At 47.6% G+C, this 6,983-nt stretch carries 4 protein-coding genes; 1 reads left to right on the top strand and 3 read right to left on the bottom strand.

Features of this window, described 5'->3' with window-relative positions; all coding sequences use genetic code 11:
• The first annotated feature begins 221 nt into the window (after positions 1 to 221).
• The gene (gene putA / locus HMPREF9370_RS08030; protein WP_009116938.1) at positions 222 to 3,824 is read left to right on the top strand and encodes a bifunctional proline dehydrogenase/L-glutamate gamma-semialdehyde dehydrogenase PutA; all 3,603 of its coding nucleotides are present in this window, start codon (positions 222 to 224) and stop codon (positions 3,822 to 3,824) included.
• Positions 3,825 to 4,294: 470 nt separating this feature from the next.
• On the opposite strand, the gene HMPREF9370_RS08035 is transcribed toward putA, so the two are convergent.
• From HMPREF9370_RS08035 to HMPREF9370_RS08045, 3 genes are all read right to left on the bottom strand, one after another.
• Positions 4,295 to 5,251 carry a hypothetical protein gene (locus tag HMPREF9370_RS08035; RefSeq protein WP_009116939.1) on the bottom strand — a complete coding sequence of 319 codons (957 nt, stop codon included), beginning with the start codon at positions 5,249 to 5,251 and terminating at the stop codon, positions 4,295 to 4,297.
• Positions 5,252 to 5,633: 382 nt separating this feature from the next.
• Complete coding sequence (gene erpA, locus HMPREF9370_RS08040; RefSeq protein WP_009116940.1) at positions 5,634 to 5,972, bottom strand: iron-sulfur cluster insertion protein ErpA; 339 nt, start codon at positions 5,970 to 5,972, stop codon at positions 5,634 to 5,636.
• Between the two features lie 222 nt (positions 5,973 to 6,194).
• The gene (locus HMPREF9370_RS08045) at positions 6,195 to 6,884 is read right to left on the bottom strand and encodes an XRE family transcriptional regulator (protein ID WP_009116941.1); all 690 of its coding nucleotides are present in this window, start codon (positions 6,882 to 6,884) and stop codon (positions 6,195 to 6,197) included.
• Positions 6,885 to 6,983: the final 99 nt, after the last annotated feature.

A 6,983-nucleotide genomic window follows, 5' to 3' on the forward strand; every position in this document is an offset into this window, starting at 1 on the left:
GCATCTGAATTAACTCAACTATCTTTCAAAAAAACAGCGTCCGGCGCAATATTAAACAGGGGTTTACTGTTAAAATTGCATCATTCTGTTGCATCTGATTGAGCACAATTCCAAACGTGCCGTTTCCAATCATCAACACACCGGCCTGCCCTTACCCGTGCTTTCAGACAGGCATATTATTCTTTACCCTGATTTAACATTCTAAATTTCCGGAGAAATTCATGTTCGCTTTCGCCCGCACCCAATCCGACCTGCACAGCCGCATCACAGCCGCTTACCGCCGCGATGAAACCGAAGCCGTGCAAGACATGCTTCAATGCGCCCAAATGTCGCCTGAAGAACAAAGTGCCGCCGATGCCCTCGCCCGCCGTTTGGTAACACAAGTGCGCGAAAACCGAAAAAAATCATCCGGCGTCGACGCCCTGATGCATGAATTTTCCCTTTCCAGCGAAGAAGGCGTGGCGCTGATGTGTTTGGCCGAAGCCCTGCTGCGCATTCCCGACAACGCCACACGCAACAAGCTGATTCAAGACAAACTGTCCGACGGCAATTGGAAAAGCCACCTCAACCAAAGCCCTTCCCTGTTTGTGAACGCCGCCGCCTGGTGCTTGCTGATTACCGGCAAACTCACCGCCCCCTCAAGCGAGCAAAGCCTGAGCGCGGCACTCACGCGCATGCTGGGCAAAGGCGGCGAACCTTTAATCCGAAAAGGTGTGGACTACGCCATGCGCATGTTGGGCAAACAGTTCGTTACCGGGCAGACCATCGAAGAAGCCTTACAAAACGGCAAAGAGCGTGAAAAACTCGGCTACCGCTTCTCCTTCGATATGCTCGGCGAAGCCGCGATGACACAGGCCGACGCCGACCGCTATTATCAGGATTACGTCAACGCCATCCACGCCATCGGCAAAGATGCAGCGGGTGCGGGCGTGTATGAAGGCAACGGCATTTCCGTAAAACTTTCCGCCATCCACCCTCGCTATGTGCGCGCCCAGCACGAGCGCGTGATGACCGAGCTGCTGCCGCGCCTGAAAAACCTGTTTCTGCTGGCCAAACAATACCATATCGGCCTCAACATCGACGCCGAAGAAGCCAACCGCTTGGAACTGTCGCTTGATTTGATGGAAGCGCTGGTGTCCGACCCCGATTTGGCCGGTTTCAACGGCATCGGCTTTGTGGTGCAGGCTTATCAAAAGCGCTGCCCGTTTGTGATTGACTATTTAATCGACCTCGCCCGCCGCAACAATCAGAAACTCATGATCCGCTTGGTAAAAGGCGCGTATTGGGACAGCGAAATCAAATGGGCGCAGGTAGACGGTATGGACGGCTACCCCGTTTACACCCGCAAAGTGCATACCGACATTTCCTATCTGGCCTGTGCACGCAAACTCTTAGCCGCACAAGATGCCGTATTCCCGCAATTCGCCACCCACAATGCCTACACGCTTTCCGCCATTTACCGGATGGGCGAAGGCAAAGATTTTGAATTCCAATGCCTGCACGGCATGGGCGAAACACTGTACGACCAAGTGGTAGGCACGCAAAACTTAGGTCGCCGCGTGCGGATTTACGCGCCGGTGGGCACCCACGAAACCCTGCTGGCCTATCTGGTACGCCGCCTGCTGGAAAACGGTGCGAACTCTTCGTTTGTCAATCAGATTGTCGATGAAAAAATCAGCATCGACGAACTCATCCGCAGCCCGTTCGAAACCATTGCCCAACAAGGCATCCGCCTGCACAGCGCCCTGCCGCTGCCGCGCAAACTCTACGGAACTGCACGCTTGAATTCTTTAGGCATCGACTTAAGCAACGAAGCCGTATTGCAGCAGTTGCAAACCGATATGAATTCGGCCGCCCAACAAAGCTTTCAGACAGGCTCTTTAATCAACGGGCAAACCCGCGTCGCAGCCGCGCCGCATGAAGTCCGCAACCCCGCCGACCACAGCGACATTGTCGGCACCGCAGCTTTTGCCGATGCCGCGCTGGCAGAAGAAGCCGTTGGCGCCGCTGTTGCTGCACAAGCCGCATGGCGCAACACACCCGCCGCCGAACGCGCGGTTATCCTGCGCCGCTTCGCCGACCTGCTCGAAACGCACACGCCTACTTTGATGATACTGGCCGTGCGCGAAGCCGGCAAAACCCTGCAAAATGCCATTGCCGAAGTACGCGAAGCCGTGGATTTCTGCCGCTACTATGCTAGCGAAGCCGAGCAGACTTTACCCGAAGGCAGCCTCGGCGTCGGCACCATTGTCGCCATCAGCCCGTGGAATTTCCCGCTCGCCATCTTTACCGGCGAGGTAGTAGCCGCATTGGCAGCGGGCAATACCGTGGTTGCCAAACCCGCCGAACAAACCAGCCTGATTGCCCATTATGCCGTGCACCTTATGCATCAAGCAGGCGTACCCGCCGAAGCGCTGCATTTGGTGCTGGGTGCGGGCGATGTGGGCGCAGCGCTCACCCAAGACCCGCGCATTGACGGCGTGATTTTCACCGGCTCCACCGAAGTGGCGCGCCTGATCAACCAAACCCTAGCCAAACGCAGCGACAACCCCGTGTTAATCGCCGAAACGGGCGGCCAAAACGCCATGATTGTCGATTCCACCGCGCTGGCCGAACAAGTGTGCGCCGACGTATTGAGTTCTGCATTCGACAGCGCCGGCCAACGCTGCTCCGCCTTACGCATTCTTTGCGTGCAGGAAGATGTGGCCGATCATATGGTTCGGATGATTAAAGGCGCGATGAACGAATTGCGCGTCGGCAATCCGGTGCGCCTGCAAACCGACATCGGCCCCGTAATCGATGCCGAGGCGCAGCACAACCTGCAAAGCCATATCGACAAGATGAAAAGCACAGCCAAATCTTTCCATCAGATACCCCTGTCTGAAAACGCAGACAACGCCACCTTTATCGCTCCGGTTATGTTTGAACTGAATAACCTTCACGACTTGCAGCGCGAAGTGTTCGGCCCGGTTCTGCATATGGTGCGCTACCGCTCCGATGAACTCGACAGCCTGATTGACCAAATCAACAGCAAAGGCTACGCGCTAACCCACGGCATCCACAGTCGCATCGATAACACGGTCGAACATATCCAAAACCGCATCGAAGCAGGCAATATCTATGTCAACCGCAACATCGTCGGCGCCGTGGTCGGCGTGCAACCCTTCGGCGGACACGGCCTTTCCGGCACAGGCCCCAAAGCCGGCGGCCCTTTTTACCTGCAACGCCTCAGCCGCCTGAACACTTGGCGCATTCCACAGCTGAGCCGCATCGGCCAGGCGGATGAGCAGGCTTTGGCCGTGTTACAGAATGTATTGCAGCAACTGCCGCTGCCGCAGAGCGAAAAACTGGCGCTGGCAGGCACACTCGGCCAAGCCCGCATCCAAACCCTGCGCCATGCCGAACAGGTCTTGCCCGGCCCCACAGGCGAGCGCAACGTATTGAGCTGGCGCGCACCCAAACGCGTGTGGCTTTACGGCGGTGATTTGGCTGCCGCGTTCTCCGCCCTGGTTGCATTGGCGGCCAACGGCATCATCACCTTAATCACACCCGATCATCCGCTGGCGGGATATGCGCACCCCTTAAACAGTTTGGTGCAAGTCAGCAATCATCCTGAAACACTCGGCCTCAGCCATGTTGCCGCGTTAAGCCCGCTGCCCGAAAGCGTGAAACTCACTTTGGCGCAAAGCAACGGCCCGCTGATACGCATTTTGCCTGCCGAAAACGGCTTGGATATCCTGCAGGTATTCGAAGAAACCGCTTGCAGCACCAACACCACCGCGGCCGGCGGCAATGCCAGCCTGATGGCGATGGCCGATATGTAACAATATCAAAATTCGCTCTTGCAATAAGAGAATGCCTGTCTGAAAATTTTCAGACAGGCATTCCTATTATTCTAACTATAGTGAGTCAAATTAAGAAAAAGTACACATGTCATACTTAGGCTTAACCCGAGTATGCTCCAACTTTACTGAAACTTAAGGTACTTAGGCCAAACCCGAGTATACTGGAACTGTTACTATGTAAATGTTTAACTATAAGTAAGAATTTCACCACAATTTGTTGCTATAGCAAATAAACTTAACTTTTGCTACGGCGTTGCTGCGCCTTGCCGTACTATTTGTACCGTCTTCAGCTTGCTGCCTGGTCTCAAAAATAAGTTTATTTGCTATAGTTAAAGTCTATCAAATGAAAATCCATATAAAAAAAAACACAAAGCAAATTAATTTATCTTACATTTACTTTGTGTTGTTTTATATCTGAAACGCACCTACCCAAAATAAAATCTACTTAACTATTTTGCAGTTCTGTCATCATTATTTTGCGGTTCTGTCATCGGAACAATAGCAGGTGCAGTTACTTGAACAGAATCATCAATCTTATTCTGCTCTAAAGATTGCTTATTACTTGTCGGACTCTCCTGAACAACCGGATGTTGGGAATGTTCACCCGGAGGAGGTGCTGCCATTACAGGCTGCTGAACTTTAGGTAAATTCGCATCAGATACAGGCCTTGCTTGGTCAACTGGCTGAGAAACATTTTGAGTTTCAACAGGAACTTCTTTTTGCGTTTTAAATGAAACAAATCCACTAATAACAAAAATAAGAGCCAGTAATACAATTAAAAATATACCTAAAAGCAACATCGTAAAAATAGCATATTTTCCATAAAGCCATTTACGCCATCCCTGATAACGGCCTAACTCTGATCTTAATTGCTGCTCTAATTCTGCACGAATCTGTTTACGAAGCTGCTTTTCCTCTTCCTGCTTCTCACGCAGCAATTTATAGGCAATTTCGTGTTTTTTACGATGTTCAAACGCAACACGCTCCTGCCATTCAATACGTTTACGCTGAATTTGCTGCTCAGATGTTGTATTTAACTGCAAACCACACGTCGGACATTCCTTAACATCGGGATTTTCCAATATGGAATAACATACCGGACACTGTGGAACGGGATCTGCTAACACTTCCGAATCATTTCCTGAGCTTCCATCATCAGCCAGCTCAAGAGAGAGCCTAATAATGACATCCAACCCTAAGTAGGTAAAATAATGCTGAGCATTTTCCCGTTCTTCGTTGGTGCAACGTTCCGCGATAATTGCCTGTTTTTGCTCCGCAAGTGCATTGATAATATCATTTGCCTCTTCTTCTGAAAGGTTATCGCGAAGACATTCATTAACGCGTTCAGGATCGTCCCCGGGAGGGTAAGAAACATATACGTCGTAAAATTTTTGTTGGTTAATCATTACGTTTCCGTGGCAAGTGTGCTTTCAATATAAAGCAGATAACATACTTCTTTAACTGTTAATATTAATAGTTAGATTATCAAATCCTCTTAATCAGTCTGGGTTATCATATTCCAAATGAAATTATCTGTCGCACGACCGAATATAAAAGGTAGAAAAAAATGGATTGATGGTATATCTTTCAACCATTCAAACAACCATTCAAACCATTTCACATAAGCTACTAATTTTAATTTATTTTTTAATTGACTTTATTTAGCTCAAACCCAAAACATCTAATACTTAAAAAAATTTAATATTTAGATGAAAACAAGTTTAAAAGCTACCAAAAATATATTATAGAAATTTTCATTTTAAATCAAATAAATAAAACAATCAAAATTTACACAGAGAATGATGAACCACAACCACAAGTTGTAGTCGCATTCGGGTTACGAATCACAAATTGAGAACCTTGTAGGCTTTCGGTGTAATCAATTTCTGCACCCACCAAATATTGGTAGCTCATCGGATCAATTAAGAAAGTAAGACCATCTTTCTCAATTGTGAAATCATCGTCATTTGTGATTTCATCAAAAGTAAAACCATACTGAAATCCCGAGCAACCGCCACCGTTAACGAAAACCCGTAATTTCAAATCAGGGTTATTCTCTTCTGCAATCAGATCTGCAACTTTAGCACAGCAGCTCTGAGTAAAGATAATCGGAGTTTCCTCAGACATTTTTAATATCCTTCTTAAAATATATGGTGTATGTAGTATTCTCGCGTAAATAAGCCTATTACACAATATTGGGAAGATAGATTATTTTTTCAAGAGTTACAAATGCCTGCCTGAAATTTTTTCAGGCAGGCTGACAAAACAGCTGAAATTCTTACAATATAGACACCTATACAAGCATTTTGAACCATTATTGAAGGATAGCACAGACAACTTTGAAAAGCGTTAAATGGTTCTCCCAAACCATTCCACCCTGCCGATAATAGCAACATCATCAACCATATTTTGCAGGTGAATCTCAAAAGTAGGATAAGCATCATTGGCAGAAATCACTCGTACGATATTTCCGGGCATCAGTTGTAACCGCTTAACCAATAAATTTTCATTAATACGCAAAACATACAGGCCGTCACGTGGCATTGTGTGATTATGATTGACCAAAATGGTATCTCCATCATTTAACACACCTTCCATTGAATCGCCTTTTACCGAAATCACTGAAAGCTGTTTTACATCTCTTGTAATATAGTTTTCCAACCAATAGCGTCGGAATGCCATTGTAAAACAGGGAGTTTCATTATCAACAAAGCGCCCGTGCCCTGCTGCGGCTTCTATATCATAACGTGGCACAAATACAAACTCTTCAACGTTTACCGCATTCCCCAAAGTATCCAATACAACCACACCCAAACCGGATACTGCAGAAGGAAAAGGCTCTCCTTCTCCTGTAAGCAGCCAATCAATGCTACACCCTTTCAGCTCTTTGATTTTTTTTAAAGTTTCTGCTTTAGGCAATCCCTCTTCATTCCAGATTCGGCTAAAGCCGGCAATGGTCATTCCGATATCTTTGGCAATTTTTGCCTGCTTGGCCTCATCTTTCCATAAAAAAACCAGGCGGTCTTTAAAGCTATTCATAGTTTTCCTTACTGAATTGTGTCGCATTTTTACACACAGCTTAATTTGATTATATTTTACTTGAAAATCAACAAAAAAGTAAGATTATTTTAAATAAAA

The sequence above is a fragment of the Neisseria wadsworthii 9715 genome, assembly GCF_000227765.1.
Taxonomy (GTDB): Bacteria; Pseudomonadota; Gammaproteobacteria; order Burkholderiales; family Neisseriaceae; genus Neisseria; species Neisseria wadsworthii.